Raw genomic sequence first — 17,533 nt, 5'->3', positions numbered from 1 at the left:
AGACTCGTTTTGGAGGTTTAAAATACATGAACAATAAAGCTGGTATATTAGGGGTAGGAAGTTTTGTACCCGAACAAGTTATAGATAATTTTTACTTTGAAAAAATAATGGACACAAGCGACGAGTGGATAAAAACTAGAACTGGAATAAGTGAAAGAAGAATGGTCAATAAAGATGAAACAACATCTGATTTATCTACAAAAGCAGCATTGAATGCTATTAAGTGTGCAAATTTAAAACCTCAAGATATAGATTTAATAATTGTAGCAACAGCAACTCCAGATATGGTATTTCCATCAACAGCATGTTTAGTACAAGAAAATATAGGTGCAATAAATGCAGCAGCATTTGATATATCTGTAGCATGTTCAGGGTTTATATATGCTATGACTATAGCTAAACAATTTGTTGAGAATAAAACGTATAAAAAAGTATTAGTAATAGGCGCTGAAACTCTTTCTAAGGTTTTAGACTATGAAGATAGAACTACTGCTATATTATTTGGAGATGGAGCTGGAGCAGTTGTAATAGGTGAGGTTTTAGAAGGTGGAATTTTATCTACATACTTAGGTTCAGATGGTAAAGGTAAAGACTTTCTAAATATACCAGCCGGAGGTTCTAAACTTCCAGCTAGTAAAGAGACTGTTGAAAATAGATTACACACTATAAAAATGGCTGGAAATGATGTATATAAATTTGCAGTTAGAATAATGAGCGAAGCATCATTAAAGGCATTAGAAATGGCTGATTTAAACACAGACTCTATAGATTACCTAATCCCACATCAGGCGAACATCAGAATAATAGAAGCTTCAGCTAAAAGATTAAAATTAAACATGGATAAAGTCTATGTAAATCTTGATAAATATGGAAATATGTCAGCAGCATCTATCCCAGTAGCACTTGATGAAGCTTTTAGAAAAGGAAAGATACACAAAGGAGACAATGTAGTATTAGTAGGTTTTGGTGGTGGATTAACTTGGGGATCTTCAGTAATAAATTGGAGTATACAAGGAGGTAACAATGAATAAAGTTTGTGAAATATTGAATATAAAATATCCTATAATTCAAGGTGGAATGGCATGGGTAGCAGATGCCAATCTTGCGAGTGCAGTATCAAATGCAGGTGGATTAGGGTTAATTGCAGGTGGAAATGCACCGAAAGAAATTATAAAAGAAGAAATACGTAAATGTAGAACTCTTACAGATAAGCCATTTGGTGTAAATGTAATGTTATTATCTCCATTCGTAGACGATATAATAGATTTAATAATAGAAGAAAGAATACCTGTAATAACAACTGGAGCCGGAAATCCAGCTAAATATATGGATAGGCTAAAGGAAGTTAACACAAAAGTTATACCTGTAGTTCCAAGTATTGCTTTAGCACAGAGAATGGAAAAACTAGGAGCAGATGCAGTTATAGTTGAAGGTACAGAAGCAGGTGGTCATATAGGCGAATTAACTACTATGGTTCTTACTCCACAAGTTGCAGATAACGTAGATATACCTGTAATAGCTGCAGGAGGTATAGCTGATGGTAGAGGGATTGTAGCAGCTTTTGCATTAGGAGCAAATGGAGTTCAAATAGGTACCAGATTTATATGCAGCACTGAATGCAATGTACATGAAAATTATAAAAATATGGTATTAAAATCAAAAGATAGAGATGCTATTGTTACAGGAAGAACCACTGGTCACCCTGTTAGAGCTTTAAAAAATAAACTAGCTAAAGATATATTAAGCATGGAAAAAGAAGGTGCAGATCCAGTTGAAATAGATAAAAAAGGAATTGGATCTTTAAGGCTAGCAACAAAAGAAGGCGACCTTAAAAATGGATCTTTTATGGCAGGGCAAATAGCTTCAATAATAAAAGATGTAAAGCCATGTAAAGAAATTATAGAAGAGATGGTTAAACAAGCTAAAAATATAATGCCAAACATTGAGTTATAAAGTAGGAGGTAATAAATGGGAAAAATAGCATTAGTATTTCCGGGTCAAGGATCACAATATGTAGGTATGGCTAAAGATGTATATGAAAATAATCAAATAGCAAAAAAAATTATAGATAATGCATGTGATGCTTTAGATATGGATTTAAAAAACATAATGTTTGAAGGTAGTGATGAAGAACTATCAAAAACAGAAAATACTCAACCTGCCATAGTTACTCATAGTATAGCATTATTTGAAGCTTTAAATGATGCACTAGATTTAAAGTATGATGCTTGTTTAGGATTATCTTTAGGTGAATATAGTGCACTAGTAGCAGCAGATGCTATAGAATTTAATGATGCAGTATCACTTGTTAAAAAAAGAGGGAAATTTATGCAAGATACAGTACCTCAAGGAAAAGGAGCAATGGCTGCTATACTTGGATTAAATAGAGATAAGGTAGAAAATATTATAAAGAGTATTGATAGTGGGATTGTTGAAGTTGCAAATTATAATTCTCCAGGTCAAATAGTTATATCAGGAGAAAGTAAACATATAGATGAAGCTATGATAAAGCTAAAAGAAAATGGAGCAAAAAGAGCTGTTAAGTTAAATGTAAGTGGACCGTTTCATTCATCTATGCTAAAAGATGCTGGAATTAAATTATCAAAAGAACTAGACAAAGTTAACTTGAGAACCCCAAAGATATCAGTAGTATCAAATGTAAACGCTAGTTATTATGAAAATGAAGGTAAAGATTTACTTATACAACAGGTTAGCTCTTCTGTATTGTGGGAAGATTCAATAGAAAGATTATTAGATGAAGGTTATGATACCTTTATAGAAATAGGACCAGGAAAGACATTAAAAGGATTTATTAAAAAAATATCATCAAACAGAAAAATGGATGTAAATATTTATAATATAGAAGATACTGATTCATTAGAAGAATTTATTAAAATTTACAGAAATGGAGAGATAGTATGATGGATTTAAACTCAAGAGTAGCGATAGTTACAGGTGGGTCTAGAGGTATAGGGAAAGAAGTAGCTAAGAAGCTAGCATCGTTAGGTTCTAACTTAGTTATTAACTATACATCAAAAGAGGATGAAGCCTTAAAAACTAAAGAAGAGATTGAAGCATTAGGTGTAAAGTGCATAACGCTGAAATGTGATGTATCAAAATCAGAAGAAGTAAATGATATGGTTAATAAAACATTAGAGGAATTTGGAAAAGTTGATATACTTGTAAATAATGCTGGTATAACTAGAGATGGATTATTAATGAGAATGAAAGAAGAAGATTTTGATAAAGTTATAGAAATAAATCTAAAAGGTGTATTTAATTGTACAAAAGCTGTTACAAAGCCTATGATGAAAAATAAATATGGAAAAATAATAAATATGGCTTCTGTAGTTGGAGTTATAGGTAATGCTGGTCAAGCAAATTACTGTGCATCAAAAGCTGGTGTTATAGGATTTACTAAATCAACTGCAAGAGAACTAGCTTCAAGAAATATAAATATAAATGCAGTTGCTCCAGGATTTATAGATACAGATATGACAAGAGTTTTAAGTGAAGAAGTTAAACAAAATATGTTAAATAACATACCTAAAACTACATTTGGTAAACCTGAAGATGTAGCAAATGTAGTTGCATTTTTAGCAAGTGACATGTCAAGTTATGTTACAGGCCAAGTTATAAATGTAGATGGTGGTATGGTAATGCAATAAATTTAATCAAGTTAAAGTACTAATAAGTTGATTTATATTTCCTAGTAAGAAATATAAAATATTATGACTGAAAATTTAGAATAATAAAAATATAAAATAATTAGGAGGAAACAGAAATGTTTGAAAAAGTTGTAGAAATAGTAAGAGATCAATTAAGTGTAGAGGATAAAGAAATAACAATGGAGACTTCTTTAATGAAAGATTTAGAAGCAGATTCATTAGATGCAGTAGAAATAATAATGGCTTTAGAAGATGAATGCGGAGTTGAAATACCAGATACTGAAGCAGAAAACTTTAAATCTATAGGAGATATAGTAAGATTTATAGAAGCTAATAAATAGTGGAGGTATTCTCTATGAAAAAGAGAGTTGTAGTAACAGGGCTTGGATGTGTAACACCTGTTGGAAATGGAAAAGAAGAATTTTGGAAAAATATTAAAGCTGGTGTGTGTGGTATAGATAAAGTAACTAGATTTGATGCAAGTACTTTCCAAACACAAGTAGCTGGAGAACTAAAAGAATTTAATCCTGAAGAATATATAAATAAAAAAGAAATAAAAAGATTAGATAAATTTACTCAGTATGCAATAGTTTCATCTAAAATGGCAGTAAAAGATGCAAATATAGATATAGACTCTGTAAATAGAGATCGTATGGGTGTAATAATAGGATCTGGAATAGGCGGAGTTGAAACAATAGAAGAACAGCATAAAATTTTATTAGATAAAGGAAATAAAAGAGTAAGCCCATTTTTCGTGCCTATGATGATAGGAAATATGGCTGCTGGTCAAGTTTCTATAGCGTTAGGTGCTAAGGGTCCAAATACTAATGTTTGTACAGCTTGTGCATCGGGAACTCATTCTATAGGAGATGCCTTTAAGATAATACAAAGAGGAGATGCAGACATAATGGTGGCTGGAGGTAGTGAAGCCCCAGTAACAGCTCTTGCATTTGCTGGATTCTGTAATATGAAGGCGATGTCTACTAGAAATGATGACCCTAAGACTGCATCAAGACCATTTGATAAAGATAGAGATGGATTTGTAATGGGAGAAGGTGCAGGAATTCTTATACTAGAAGAATTAGAGCATGCTTTAAATCGTAATGCTAAAATATATGCAGAAGTTGTTGGTTATGGACTAACTGCGGATGCATATCATATGACTACTCCAGCAGAAGGTGGAGAAGGAGCTACTCGTTCTATGGAAATGGCACTTCAAGATGGGAATGTTCCTTTAGATGAAGTGGATTATATAAATGCTCATGGAACATCTACTTTATATAATGATAGATTGGAAACACAAGCTATTAAAAACGTATTTAAAGAAAAAGCATATGATTTATGTGTTTCATCTACAAAATCAATGACAGGACATTTGTTAGGAGCAGCAGGAGCAGTAGAAGCTGTTATATGTGCAATGAGTATAAATGATAGCTTTGTGCCTCCGACAATAAATGTAAATGAAGTTGATGAGGATTTAGATTTAGACTATGTACTAGATAATGGTAGAGATAAAGAAATAAGATATGCCATGTCTAACTCGTTAGGATTTGGTGGACATAATGCTACTTTAGTATTAAAAAAGTATGATAAATAAATGTAAAAATATCCCCTGGTTAATTTTAGTTTAACCAGGGGATATTTTTATATAAATTATAAGTTTAAATAAAAAAAGAAGTCAATTGACTTCTTTTTTTTGTAATATTTTTTAGTTTTTATTAATAGAATGTTTATATAAACAAAGGAGGAGGACAAGGTATGAATAAACTTAGTGATGAAATAATTAACTCATTATCAGTTAATTTAAGAGAAAAAATAAAAAATATCTCTAGAAATGATATTAATATTGAAGAAATTAGACTTCGTTCTCAAAAGCCGCTTATCTTAAATGCAAATAATAGAGATTATTTTTATAATCAGAATCTAAATAAGTTAGATACAAAAATGGACAACCCATATATTGTGACCAAGGAAGACATAGAGCAAACCTTTCAAATTATTTGCAAATACTCTATACATTCATTTATGGATGATATAAAAAAGGGATTTATAACGCTTAGGGGTGGACATAGAGTAGGTCTAGTTGGAAAAGCAATTGTTGAAGATGGTCAGGTGAAAAATATGAAGCATATATCATCTTTAAACATAAGGGTATCTAGAGAGATTATAGGGTGCTCTAACAATATATTGTCTCATATTATTAGAGGAGATAACCAGGTTAATAACACTTTGATAATATCACCCCCTCAATGTGGTAAAACAACTTTAATAAGAGATATAGTAAGGAACTTAAGTAATGGAAATAGAGACTATGGATTTAAAGGGATAAAAGTAGCATTGATAGATGAACGTAATGAAATATCAGGATCTTATTTGGGGGTGCCTCAGATGGATGTTGGTATAAGAACAGATATAATTGAAACATGTCCAAAAGATTTAGGGATAATGATGCTTTTAAGATCTATGTCACCAAATTTAATAGTAACAGATGAAATTGGAAATATAGATGAAATTAAAGCTTTATATACAGCTTTAAATGGAGGAGTAAACTTAATTACAACTGTTCATGGCGATTCAATAGAAGATATCAAAAGTAGAAAAGAATTAAGTAACTTATTAGATAAAGATTTATTTAAGAAAGTAATAATATTATCAGCTAAAAAGGGACCAGGAACCGTTGAAAAAATATATGATTTAGAAGAAAAGAGATGGTATTTTGCAAATTAAAATAATTATAATTGGAATTTTAGTTGCTTGTAGTTATTTAATAGGAGAGTACATTTATAAAGCTTATACAAATAGGCATAAACAAGTAAATGATCTCATAAGAATATTAGAGATAATAAGAATGGATTTATCCTTTGGAATGTATACACTAGAAGAAATTTTTAAGAGGGTAGGAGATAAGACTGAGTACTGTACATCTTTATTTTTTAAAACAATGGAGAGTGATTTAAAAAATAATCAAAGTAAAATGTTAGACGAAATTTTAAATGACAACATGCAAATTCTATTTAAAGAAACCTATTTGCAAGAAAAGGAGGTTGATGAATTAAAAAAGCTTTTATTGACATTAGGTAGAAGCGATATAGATTCACAAGCTAGAATGATAGATTTATCAATTGAAAATTTGAAAAAAATTACAACTGAAACAAAAGAAGACGTAGAAAAGAAAGGTATAGTTTACCGAAAATTATCTACAGTTATAGGAATAGCTATAGGAATTATTTTGATATAGGGGGATGAGTATGGATATATCTTTAATAATAAAAGTTGCTGGGATAGGGCTTTTGATATCAATTCTTAATATGCTTTTAGAAAAATCAGATAGAAAAGATTGGGCAAGCTTAACTACACTAGCTGGTGTGATAATTGTTTTAGGAATGGTGTTAACCGAAATAGGAGATTTATTTAATGCTGTAAGAACAATGTTTCAACTTTACTAAAGAGGAGGAGATAGTTTGGAAGTAATGCAATTAGTAGGGATTGCAATAATATCAACAACTCTCTGTTTAGTAATAAAAAAAGATAGACCTGAAATGGCGATGTTTATAGCAATACTTACAGGAATAACAATATTATTATCAGTAATATTTAAATTGAATTTTATAGTAGAAAGTATTGAAAATTTAGCTCAAAAAGCTAATATACCTTCTATGTATATAACTCTCATAATAAAATTAATTGGGATAGCGTACCTTATGGAATTTGCTATACAGCTTTGCAAAGATTGTGGGGAAGGAAATATAGCAGCTAAATTAGAATTTGGCGGAAAAATAATAGTTATGACAATGTCATTCCCGATACTCTTATCTATTGTAGAAATGATAATAAATATTATCCCATAGGAGAATGATTACTTATGAAAAAAAAAATTTTAGGAACTATACTCACTTTATTATTAGTGTTAAGCTCATTTTTTATAGGATTTGCAAATGATACTAAAGAAGGTGAAAGTTATGAGGATACTAAAAAAAGTATAGACAAATATATTGATGGACAGTTAGAAAAAATAGACATAGATGAAATTGAAAATTTTGTAAAAGAATCATCAGCACTTCAAGATGTAAATTTGAAGACATTTGTAAAAGACCTAATAAGCGGAGATAAAACATTATTGGATTTATTTAATAAAGAAGGTATAAAAGTTATATTATTTGAAGAATTAAAATCTAGCTTAAAAATAGCTGCAATAATATTAGTGCTTGCACTATTGTCATCAGTATTAAAAAGTCTAGATAATTCATTTTCATCAGGAGCTGTAAGCCAGATCACCACTTACATAATATTTATAACTATGGTTACTCTTGTTTTAGTTGGGTTTAAAGATGTATTAGACATATGTAATTCAACTATAGATTCCACCGTAGGGCTTATGCAAGTAATAATGCCAGTATTGATAACTTTATTAGTTCTTATTGGATTTCCGATTACATCAACAGTTTTAAATCCCTTATTTATAGGAGGCGTTACTTTTATAAATGTAATATTCAAGAAGTTTTTATTTGTATCTATAGCAGTAGCATTTGCGATTTTAGTTATAAACAACTTATCAAAAAATGTTAGGTTGAAAAAGTTGTCATCATTTATAAAACAAATTAATTTAGTATCTTTAGGAGCTATGTTCACAATATACTTAGGTCTTGTGTCTATGCAAGGTCTCTATGTAAAAAATATAGACAATTTCACAGTGAAAACAGCTAAATTTGCAATAGGAAATTTTATTCCTGTTGTAGGAGGCTTTGTATCTGATTCAGTAGATATACTTCTTTCGTCATCTCAATTAATAAAAGGTGTATTTGGAGGAATTGGATTAGTATTATTAGTTGCAATTTGTCTAGTGCCTGTTATAAAAATATTATCTATAATATTTGTTTATAAAATATCTGCTATAGTGGTAGAACCTATAGGAGAAGAAGGGATTTCAAGTTTTTTAAATGAAGTAGCTAATCTAATGGTAATTATGCTGGCTTGTATAATAGCAATTACAATAATGTTCTTTGTAACAGTTGCTATTATAACATCAATAAGTGTAGTAGCTCAGGGATAAGAGGTGTAGTATGTTAGATAATATAAAAATGTGGATTGTAACAATATTGATAGGAGCATTTATAGTTAATATTGTTGATATGATTTTGCCATCGTCCAAGCTAAAACCATACATAAATTTAGTTGTAAATTTTATTTTCGTATTTATAGTTTTAACTCCAATAATAGGGTTATTTTCAAAAAATATTAGTTTAGAAGATACAATTTTAAAGTCTATAGGAAAATACAACAAAGAGTACGTAGACAGTATAAATGAATTAGCAGATAAAACAGGACATAATAGTTTATCTAAAGGATATGAAGATGGATTAAAGGAAGTTTTAGAATTAAAGCTTGGGGAATATGGATATGAGCTCAAAGATATGGAGTTTAACGGATCAGATATAGAAAATATAAAAATTAAAGAAAAAAATAGTAATAAAAGTGAAAAAGAGGACATACAATCTAAGGAAAAGGAAAACTTAAAACAAGCATTTAAAGATAAAGATCAAAAAGAAGTAAAAGAAGAACATGAACTAAATTTAGATAGCGATAAACTGAAAAAAGATTTAGTAAAAATACTAGATGTATCAATTGATGATATAGAAATTGATTAATAGGAGTTGGGTGAATGTTTAAAAACTTAAATGAAAAAGATAAAAAAAAGATTTACACACTTTTATCCTTAGGAGTTGTTTGTGCAATAGCTCTTATAGTAATTCCTAGCTTTACAGATGATAAAAAAGAGCTGGATAAAAAGGTAGATGAAAAAAACAAAGCTCAAGTAAATCAAGAAAGTGAACAAGCATCTCAAGTATCATTAGAGCAAAAACTTAAAAAGATATTATCTCAAATTGATGGAGCTGGTGAATTAGATGTAATGATTACATTTGAATCAAGTGAAGCAATAGAACCTGCTTTTAACTCCAATTCAACAATGGAAAAAACAGAAGAGAAAGATACTAAAGGTGGAGAAAGAACAGTTACAACATCAAGCGAGAATAAAACTATGATAACTTCTAATTCAAATGAACCTATAGTAATAAAAACTAATGAACCTAAAATTAAAGGGGTTATAGTGGTGGCTAGCGGTGCTAGTGATCCAAAAGTAAAAGAAACATTATACAGTGCAGTACAAACTGCACTTCAAATATCAGGACATCAAGTAGAAATATATAGCAAATAATTTTAAAAATTGATTATATTAAACTTGGGGGGATAAAAATGAAATTTAATTATAAGGGAAGAGGACTTGTAGTATTAGCCTTATCATCATTATTAGTAGTAACAGGGATAGTGAACTATAAATTAAGTGAGAAATCAGCAATAGAAACAGGAAAAGAGTTAAAAGCGTATGAACAAGCTCAAATGGATAAAAACTCAGATAAGTCAGATAAAAAAGATGCAAAAAAAGAAGAAGATATAAAAATAGTTGATAGCAAAGCAGGAGAAGCTAATGTAGAAGAAAAAGTTACAGAAACTAGTAAGGAAATAAAAAATCAACTAACTTCAGAAAAAAATATGAAAAAAGCTACATACATATTAGATATGAAAATGACTAGAGAAAAACAAAGAAATGAATTAACACAAGATTTAAATGAAATGATAAATAATCCATCTACTTCTGAAGAATCAAGAAAAGAAGCATCATCAATGAAATTACAATTAGTAAAAGATCAAGAAACTGAACTTAAAATAGAGAATCTTTTAAGTACAAAGGGATTTGAAGATGCGTTAGTATACATAAGTAATGGAAGTGTAAATGTAGTTGTTAATGAAGAAAAATTTGAAAAAGAAGATGCAGCTAAAGTGTTTGACTTAGTGGCAGAACAAGCTAATGTTAAATATGAGGCTATAAAGTTAATGAATAATAAATAGATTGTTTAAAATTTAAAATAAGTAAGTTTAAATAAACCTCAGTAAGTACTGAGGTTATTTTCTTGCAAATTTGGCTGGTATTTGGTATTATTATATTTATAAAATAGTTCCTTAAACAAGGGGGTACAATTTATCATGGAAAATAATAATTTTGGACAAGTGAAAATATCTAATGATGTAATTGCTACTATAGCAGGACTTGCAGCATTAGAGGTTGAAGGTGTAGAAACTAATACAACGTTCACAGATAAAATACTTAAAAACAACGGCGTTAAAATACAAATAGAAGAAGAGGAAGTTAACTTAGACATAATGGTTATGATAGAGTACGGTGTATCTATACCAGATATAGCTTTTAAAATTCAAGAAAATGTAAAAAATACTGTTGAAACAATGACAGGTTTGAACGTTTCTCAAGTGAATATACATGTTCAAGGAATCAGCTTTAAAAAAGAAAAAGCTGAAAAAGAAGAAGCTAAGCAAGTAAAGAAAAGTTAATATATGCCCTCTGTAAAACCAGAGGGTTTTTTTCTTGTGTAATGTGTGCATAATAGGAATTGAAGGAGGATTACAGCCAATGAAGAACGATAAAGCAAAAAAAGTAACTAGTAGAGAGTACATGATGAAATTGATATACCAATCGGATGTAACTAAAGAAGAAATGGAAACTATGTTAGACGGATTTTTAAACAATAATTTAGAATATATAGTTAATAGATACGAAGAACTTAGATTACAATACTCTAATAATCCAGAATTAGAACTTGGAAATTTAGATATAGAAGATGTTGTTGACAAGACTTATATGATAAAAATATGTAACTTACTAAAGGAAAATAACGATAAGATAAATGAATTAATAAATAAATATGCTAAAAACTGGACAATAGAAAGAATGCCAAAAGTAGATTTAGCAATATTAAAATTATCAATATGTGAGATACTTTTCATGGAAGAAATACCTAATAAAGTTTCTATAAATGAAGCTGTAGAAATTGCAAAAGTTTACTGTGATGATAAAACTCCTAAATTTATTAACGGAATATTAGGAAGCGTAGTTAATGAGCTTTCAGGAAAATAATATAATAATCGGAATAGATACTAGCTGCTATACAACTTCTATAGCAGCTATATCTTTAGGCAAAAAAGTAATATTTAACAAAAAAATCATGTTGGAAGTAAAAAATAACAGCAAAGGATTAAGACAAAGTGAAGCTGTATTTCAACATGTTAAAAATTTAGGAGAGTTAGATAAAGAATTAAAAGATATTTTAAAAAATTATAATATAAAAGGAATATGTGTATCTTCAAAACCTAGACCAATAGAAGGATCATATATGCCTGTGTTTACTGTAGGTTTGAATTTTTCTAAGCTTTTATCATCAATGATAAGCTGTGAAATATATGAGACTACTCATCAAGAAAATCATATAGAAGCTAGTTTATTAACTAATAATATAAAAGATAAACAAAGATTTTTATCTGTTCATATGTCTGGAGGAACAACAGAAATACTCTTATGTAGATTTAATAAAGAAAAAAATGGATATGATATAGATATAGTTGGAGGGACAAAAGACATAAGTTTTGGACAACTTATTGATAGAATTGGTGTTGAAATGGGATATGACTTTCCTGCTGGAAAGTATATAGATGAGAATGCAATAAATTGTAATGAAAAGATAGAGCAAGGATTAAAAACATCAGTAAAAGATGGATATATGAATTTATCTGGTCTAGAAAATCAGGTAAAAAAAATAATAGTTCAAAAAGACAAAGAATATATAAGTAAATTATTGCTAGATGCTGTTGTTAGAAATATGTTAAAGTCAATAATTTACTTAACGAAAGCTTATAATGTAAATGAAGTTGTATTTGCAGGAGGCGTATCAGCTAGTAAATATGTATCAAAAGAATTAATACTAAAATTGAAAAAATATAAAACAAATGCTTATTTTACCAAACCAGAATACTCAACTGATAATGCAGTTGGATGTGCTGCAATAGGAGTGAAAAAATTTGAAAATAAGAGCGATGAGTATAAGTGAGGCTAATTCATACATTAAAAGAATCTTAAGTAATGATCCAATATTATATAACTTAAAAGTAAAGGGTGAAATATCTAACTTTAAAGTTCATAGTAGTGGCAATGTATACTTGTCATTAAAAGATGAAAATTCTAAACTTAACAGTGTAATATTTAAAAATAAATATGATAAAAAATTAAGTCTTGATAATGGATCTAAAATAATAGCAAATGGATATATTTCAGTTTATGAAAGAGATGGATCTTACCAATTATATATAGATTCGATAGAACTAGATGGAATAGGAAACTTATACATAGAATTTAATAAACTAAAAGAAAAATTAAATGAAGAAGGATTATTTGAATATAAGTATAAAAAGCAGATACCAAAAATACCAAAAACAATAGGTGTAATTACATCTCAAACTGGAGCGGTTATAAAAGACATAATAAATGTTATCAAAAGAAGATACCCAAAGGTTGAAATAAAGTTATACTCCGTAACCGTTCAAGGTCATAATTCAAAATTCGAAATATGTGAAGGAATAAAATTTTTTAATGAAAGATGTAACGTGGATACTATAATTTTAGGCAGAGGTGGAGGTTCATTAGAAGAACTTTGGTCATTCAATGAAGAAATAGTAGCAAGAGCTATATTTGAATCTAATATACCTATAATTTCTGCTGTAGGTCATGAAACAGATTTTACTATTTGTGATTTTGTTGCAGATATGAGAGCTCCCACACCATCTGCAGCAGCGGAATTAGCAACACCATCTTTACAAGAAATTAATTATAAGCTAGAAAACATTCTAAATAGGATGAATAAGTCACTGATTAATATATCTAAAGTAAATGAATATAAATTAAAACATACATTTGAAAACATACATAAACAGCTAGAAGCATACATAATAAGAGATAAAATTATACAATTAGATAAAATATATGATAAAATAAATTTTGAAGTAGAAAACAACATAAGCTTAAAAAAAGAAAAGCTTTCAAAACTTGGAGCAATACTACATAATCTAAGTCCATTAGCTACTATAGATAGAGGTTATAGTATAGTTCAAAAAAATAAAGAAGTAATAAATAGTATAAGTGATATTGAGTTTAAAGATTGTTTAGATATAACTTTAAAAGATGGCAATATAGAGTGTATTGTAGAAAAAATAAAAAATAAAGAGGTATAAATATGAATTTAACATATGAAGAAGCTTATAATAAACTAGAGATTATTTTAGAAAAACTAGAATCTAAAAATTCCAGTTTAGATGAATCATTGAGCTTATATGAAGAAGGAATAAGTCTTTATAAACATTGCAATAAGCTTTTAGAGAATGCCCAACTAAAAATAACTAAATTTAATCAATTAGGTATAGAAGAAGAAATGAATCTGAGGGAGGAATAAAATTGGAATTTAAAACAGTCCTTAAAGAAAGAGCGATTTATATAGAAGAACTACTAAATAAATATATGCCCAAAGAAGAAGGGTATCAAAAAACCATAATGGAGTCAATGAATTATAGCTTAAGTGCAGGAGGAAAAAGATTAAGACCAATATTAACACTAGAAGCTTGTAAAATCGTAGGTGGAAACGAGGAAGATGCAATTCCTTTTGCAGTAGCCATTGAGATGATACATACATATTCATTAATACATGATGATTTACCTGCTCTTGATAATGATGATTTAAGGAGAGGAAGAAAAACAAATCATATAGTTTATGGTGAAGATATGGCAATACTTGCAGGAGATGCACTTTTAAACTACGCGTTTGAAGTAATGTTATCATCTTCACTTGGTAAAAAAAATCCTGAAAAATATCTAAGAGCAATAAATGAAATCGCAAAGAGTTCAGGCATATATGGTATGATAGGTGGACAGGTGGTAGATGTTCAAAGTGAAAATGAACAAATACCAAAAGAAAAATTGGACTATATTCATAATAATAAAACAGCAGCAATTATTATAGGGTGTATGAGAGCGGGTGCTATAATAGGTGATGCTAATGAAGAACAAATAGATGAAATAACGAAGTATGCTAAAAATATAGGACTATCATTCCAAATAGTAGATGATATCTTAGATATAGTTGGAGATGAAGCAAAATTAGGGAAAAAAGTAGGAAGTGATATAGATAATAATAAATCAACTTATCCATCGCTATTAGGACTTGAAAAATCAAAAGAAATTGCAAATGAATTAATTAGTGAAGCTAAAAAAAGCATAGAAAAACTTTCAGAAAATGTTGAGTTCTTAAATGGATTGGCTGATTACATAATAGCTAGAGAATACTAAGGAGGAACAAAAAAACATGTTTGCAGAGGTTTTTAACAACAAGGTTTTAGGCATAAGTATATTTGCGTGTTTCTTAGCTCAATTTATAAAAATATTTACAGGTAAAGGAAAAAGAATAGAACTGGCTAGAATATTTACATCAGGAGGAATGCCAAGTTCTCATAGCTCATTTGTAACTAGTTTAGGCACAATGGTAGGAATAGAAAGAGGCTTTGCATCAACAGATTTTGCTATCGTATGTGTTTTTGCATTGATAATAATGTATGATGCTACAGGCGTTAGACGTTCAGTGGGAAAGCAAGCGGCTATTTTAAACCAAATTGTTGATGATATACATCATAAAAAACAAATAGAAAACAAAAAATTAAAAGAACTAGTAGGACATACACCTATAGAAGTTTTCTTTGGAGCTATTTTAGGAATAGTAACAGCACTAATCTTAGGGTAAATTGAAAAACATTGTAGCTTGTGATATAATTTTTATTTATCAAAGTATTGAAAAGTTAGAAATCATTAATAACTTCTAAATTTATAAACAGAATAAGCTAAAGATTTATTTTAACCAGCATAAGAGTTAAGATATAAGCAAATGTTTTAATGTAGTTATAAAATGAATATAACTTAGTCAATACTAAGGTATATTCATTTTTTAGATACAAGAAGTTGCAAGTATTGAAATTAAAATTTATATTTGAAAATAAAACATATAAAGATGGTTATAAATCAAGTAAAGAAATTTACTAAGCAAAAGGTGAGGAAAATATGTATAAATATTTAGATAAAGTAAATTCTCCAAGTGATGTTAAAAGTATGAATACTGAAGAAATGGATATGTTAGCAAAAGATATAAGAAAATTCTTAGTTAGGTCTGTTTCTCAAACAGGAGGTCACTTAGCATCTAATTTAGGTATAGTAGAACTTACGTTAGCTCTACATAAAGTTTTTGATAGCCCGAGGGACAAGATAGTTTGGGACGTAGGTCACCAATCTTATGTGCATAAGATAGTAACAGGAAGAAAAGATGATTTTGTATCTTTAAGGCAATTTAATGGACTAAGTGGATTCCCTAAGGAGAATGAAAGTCCTCATGATATATTTGATACGGGACATAGTAGTACATCTATATCGGTGGCTCAAGGTATTGCTTGTGCAAGAGATATAAAAAATGAAGATGGAAGTGTAATAGCTGTTATAGGTGATGGATCTATAACGGGAGGGATGGCTTTAGAAGCACTAAATCATCTAGGTTATACTAATACAGATATGATAGTTATATTAAATGATAATGAAATGTCTATAGATAAAAATGTTGGCGGAATGTCTAGACATCTATCGGGTATAATAAGAAATTCAACAGCAAATAAAGTAAAAGATGAAGTGGAAAAAATATTAAATGTAGCTCCTGGAGGCAAATTAATATCTAAGACAGCTAATAAAGTTAAAGATAGTATTATTAGTAAGTTTGTCCCACAAGATTGCGCATTTTTTGATTCTATAGGAATAAAATATTATGGCCCAATTGATGGTCATAATACTAAAGAATTAATAGATATACTAAATAAAGCTAAAAACAAAAAAGGTCCTATATTGCTTCATGTTATAACTAAAAAAGGTAAGGGTTATAGATATGCTGAAAATGAACCTCATAAATATCATGGAGTTTCTAAGTTTGATATAAAAGAAGGTGTTAAAAGCGGTTCAAGTAAATCTATATCAGCTTTAGTAGGAGAAAAATTGGTTTCTATGGCACAAGAGGATAACAGAGTAGTTGCTATAACTGCAGCCATGCCATCAGGGACTGGATTAAATATATTTGAAAATAAATATCCAAATAGGTATTATGATGTAGGTATAGCAGAGCAACATGCCACTACGTTTTCAGCAGGTTTGGCTAAAAGTGGATTAAAGCCTTACTTTGCGGTATATTCATCATTTTTACAAAGAGGATATGACCAAATAATACATGATGTTTGTATAACTAAAAAACCAGTTACATTTTTAATAGATAGAGCAGGGATTGTTGGAAATGATGGAGAGACTCATCATGGTATGTTTGACTTAAGCTACTTAAATTCAATACCAAACATGACAGTAATGGCTCCTAAAGATAGTAAAGAATTAGAATTAATGATGGACTTATCTTTAGATATGGATACACCAGTAGCGATAAGATACCCGAGAGGAAATAGTTATTATTTAAATATAGGAGAATACACTCCAATAAAAATTGGAAGTTATGAAGTCTTATCTCAAGGTAAGGACATAGTAATATTAGCAATCGGATCTATGGTAAATCATGCTATAAAAGCTAAAGAGATGTTATTAAATGACAACATAAATCCTACGATAGTTAATGCTAGATTTTTAAAGCCAGTAGATGAAAATATTTTAAAAGAAATGTTTTCAAAACATAAAACAGTTATAACTATAGAAGATAACGTAATAACTGGAGGGTTTGGAAGTAGAATAAATAAATTTATAATTGATAATAAATTAAATTTAAATATAGTAAATATGGGACTTCCAGAGCAATATGTTCCTCATGGAAGTGCAGATGAAATATATGATAGTATAGGTTTATCTCCAATTAAAATAGCACAAAAAATAAAAAACTTATAAATTAGAA

Annotated in this window: 22 protein-coding genes; all 22 read left to right on the top strand. The window is 29.1% G+C overall.

What is annotated here, in order from left to right; genetic code table 11:
* The first annotated feature begins 26 nt into the window (after positions 1-26).
* Positions 27-1,031: a beta-ketoacyl-ACP synthase III gene (locus BLP75_RS11080; protein ID WP_092726089.1), complete on the top strand. Its 1,005-nt coding sequence runs from the start codon at positions 27-29 to the stop codon at positions 1,029-1,031.
* Positions 1,024-1,953 (top strand): enoyl-[acyl-carrier-protein] reductase FabK, encoded by a 930-nt coding sequence (fabK, locus tag BLP75_RS11075; RefSeq protein ID WP_092726087.1) that lies wholly within the window; start codon positions 1,024-1,026, stop codon positions 1,951-1,953. Before BLP75_RS11080 ends, fabK begins: the two co-directional genes overlap by 8 nt.
* 15 nt (positions 1,954-1,968) lie before the next feature.
* Positions 1,969-2,922 (top strand): ACP S-malonyltransferase, encoded by a 954-nt coding sequence (fabD, locus tag BLP75_RS11070; RefSeq protein WP_092726085.1) that lies wholly within the window; start codon positions 1,969-1,971, stop codon positions 2,920-2,922.
* Positions 2,919-3,668, top strand: a complete 750-nt coding sequence (gene fabG / locus BLP75_RS11065) for a 3-oxoacyl-[acyl-carrier-protein] reductase (protein ID WP_092726082.1) — start codon at positions 2,919-2,921, stop codon at positions 3,666-3,668. Before fabD ends, fabG begins: the two co-directional genes overlap by 4 nt.
* Before the next feature lie 116 nt (positions 3,669-3,784).
* Complete coding sequence (gene acpP, locus BLP75_RS11060) at positions 3,785-4,009, top strand: acyl carrier protein (RefSeq protein WP_092726081.1); 225 nt, start codon at positions 3,785-3,787, stop codon at positions 4,007-4,009.
* A gap of 14 nt (positions 4,010-4,023) precedes the next feature.
* Entirely contained in the window at positions 4,024-5,265 is a 1,242-nt protein-coding gene (fabF, locus tag BLP75_RS11055; protein WP_092726079.1) for a beta-ketoacyl-ACP synthase II, read from the top strand.
* A gap of 161 nt (positions 5,266-5,426) precedes the next feature.
* Positions 5,427-6,395 carry a stage III sporulation protein AA gene (gene spoIIIAA, locus BLP75_RS11050; protein ID WP_092726078.1) on the top strand — a complete coding sequence of 323 codons (969 nt, stop codon included), beginning with the start codon at positions 5,427-5,429 and terminating at the stop codon, positions 6,393-6,395.
* On the top strand, positions 6,385-6,906 hold the full coding sequence (locus tag BLP75_RS11045) for a stage III sporulation protein AB (RefSeq protein WP_092726076.1): 522 nt from the start codon (positions 6,385-6,387) through the stop codon (positions 6,904-6,906). The genes spoIIIAA and BLP75_RS11045 overlap by 11 nt, the downstream gene beginning before the upstream one ends.
* A gap of 10 nt (positions 6,907-6,916) precedes the next feature.
* A complete protein-coding gene (gene spoIIIAC, locus BLP75_RS11040; RefSeq protein ID WP_092726075.1) occupies positions 6,917-7,114 on the top strand; it encodes a stage III sporulation protein AC in 198 nt (65 codons plus the stop codon).
* Between the two features lie 24 nt (positions 7,115-7,138).
* Positions 7,139-7,516 carry a stage III sporulation protein AD gene (gene spoIIIAD, locus BLP75_RS11035; RefSeq protein WP_242872427.1) on the top strand — a complete coding sequence of 126 codons (378 nt, stop codon included), beginning with the start codon at positions 7,139-7,141 and terminating at the stop codon, positions 7,514-7,516.
* Between the two features lie 14 nt (positions 7,517-7,530).
* Complete coding sequence (spoIIIAE, locus tag BLP75_RS11030; protein ID WP_092726072.1) at positions 7,531-8,718, top strand: stage III sporulation protein AE; 1,188 nt, start codon at positions 7,531-7,533, stop codon at positions 8,716-8,718.
* 10 nt (positions 8,719-8,728) lie between these two features.
* On the top strand, positions 8,729-9,313 hold the full coding sequence (locus BLP75_RS11025) for a stage III sporulation protein AF (protein ID WP_092726071.1): 585 nt from the start codon (positions 8,729-8,731) through the stop codon (positions 9,311-9,313).
* 14 nt (positions 9,314-9,327) lie between these two features.
* Complete coding sequence (locus BLP75_RS11020) at positions 9,328-9,882, top strand: stage III sporulation protein AG (protein ID WP_092726069.1); 555 nt, start codon at positions 9,328-9,330, stop codon at positions 9,880-9,882.
* A gap of 38 nt (positions 9,883-9,920) precedes the next feature.
* A complete protein-coding gene (locus tag BLP75_RS11015) occupies positions 9,921-10,574 on the top strand; it encodes a SpoIIIAH-like family protein (protein WP_092726068.1) in 654 nt (217 codons plus the stop codon).
* A gap of 135 nt (positions 10,575-10,709) precedes the next feature.
* On the top strand, positions 10,710-11,072 hold the full coding sequence (locus BLP75_RS11010) for an Asp23/Gls24 family envelope stress response protein (RefSeq protein WP_092726067.1): 363 nt from the start codon (positions 10,710-10,712) through the stop codon (positions 11,070-11,072).
* A 79-nt stretch (positions 11,073-11,151) separates the two neighbouring features.
* Entirely contained in the window at positions 11,152-11,655 is a 504-nt protein-coding gene (gene nusB / locus BLP75_RS11005; protein WP_092726065.1) for a transcription antitermination factor NusB, read from the top strand.
* On the top strand, positions 11,636-12,622 hold the full coding sequence (locus tag BLP75_RS11000; protein ID WP_092726064.1) for an O-sialoglycoprotein endopeptidase: 987 nt from the start codon (positions 11,636-11,638) through the stop codon (positions 12,620-12,622). Before nusB ends, BLP75_RS11000 begins: the two co-directional genes overlap by 20 nt.
* Positions 12,594-13,799 (top strand): exodeoxyribonuclease VII large subunit, encoded by a 1,206-nt coding sequence (xseA, locus tag BLP75_RS10995; protein WP_092726063.1) that lies wholly within the window; start codon positions 12,594-12,596, stop codon positions 13,797-13,799. The genes BLP75_RS11000 and xseA overlap by 29 nt, the downstream gene beginning before the upstream one ends.
* Before the next feature lie 2 nt (positions 13,800-13,801).
* Positions 13,802-14,017 (top strand): exodeoxyribonuclease VII small subunit, encoded by a 216-nt coding sequence (gene xseB, locus BLP75_RS10990; RefSeq protein WP_092726061.1) that lies wholly within the window; start codon positions 13,802-13,804, stop codon positions 14,015-14,017.
* A gap of 2 nt (positions 14,018-14,019) precedes the next feature.
* Positions 14,020-14,907 (top strand): polyprenyl synthetase family protein, encoded by an 888-nt coding sequence (locus BLP75_RS10985; protein WP_092726059.1) that lies wholly within the window; start codon positions 14,020-14,022, stop codon positions 14,905-14,907.
* 16 nt (positions 14,908-14,923) lie between these two features.
* Positions 14,924-15,355 carry a divergent PAP2 family protein gene (locus BLP75_RS10980; RefSeq protein WP_092726057.1) on the top strand — a complete coding sequence of 144 codons (432 nt, stop codon included), beginning with the start codon at positions 14,924-14,926 and terminating at the stop codon, positions 15,353-15,355.
* A gap of 314 nt (positions 15,356-15,669) precedes the next feature.
* A complete protein-coding gene (gene dxs, locus BLP75_RS10975) occupies positions 15,670-17,526 on the top strand; it encodes a 1-deoxy-D-xylulose-5-phosphate synthase (RefSeq protein WP_092726056.1) in 1,857 nt (618 codons plus the stop codon).
* Positions 17,527-17,533 lie beyond the last annotated feature (7 nt).

The sequence above is a fragment of the Romboutsia lituseburensis DSM 797 genome, assembly GCF_900103615.1.
GTDB lineage: Bacteria > Bacillota > Clostridia > Peptostreptococcales > Peptostreptococcaceae > Romboutsia_F > Romboutsia_F lituseburensis.
The sequence above is the reverse complement of the archived record's forward strand: the minus strand, read 5'-3'. Positions and strand labels throughout refer to the sequence as shown.